Source organism: Dellaglioa sp. CoH-56-MRSF-11 (assembly GCF_056782135.1).
In genome coordinates this window covers 1-303 of record NZ_JBXAYE010000085.1, presented here as the reverse complement: position 1 = coordinate 303, position 303 = coordinate 1, and the positions used below count along the sequence as shown (strand labels likewise).

The following is a 303-nucleotide window of genomic DNA, read 5'->3' as shown; positions in this document are numbered from 1 at the left end:
GCACTACCCTCTCCTATTTACACATCACTCGCCATGCTTCAGCAGGTACGAATCGCTGATCGCTTTGAACGAGAAGCCAGAATCAGCGTGCTTGTAGACCACACCTTCTCGCGGACGGCCGTTGATGCCCTGACCCTCGGCACGTGCCAGCAGGTCTTTCGCGTTTTTCGCAATGCTCGACAGCTTGAAATAGCTGGTGACCGGCACATGCTTCAGGCCCAGCTCACGTACGATGTGTTCGACTTCCGAAGGACGCAGGTATTCCTGATTCTCGATGTCGAAGATGTCATACACGTAGAAGCC

1 protein-coding gene is annotated in these 303 nt (G+C 54.1%); it reads right to left on the bottom strand.

The window, feature by feature from the left end; all coding sequences use genetic code 11:
- Positions 1–24: 24 nt before the first annotated feature.
- Positions 25–303: RNA ligase family protein (locus AC1RPT_RS07950; RefSeq protein ID WP_481763013.1), on the bottom strand; the 279-nt coding region annotated here is incomplete at its 5' end.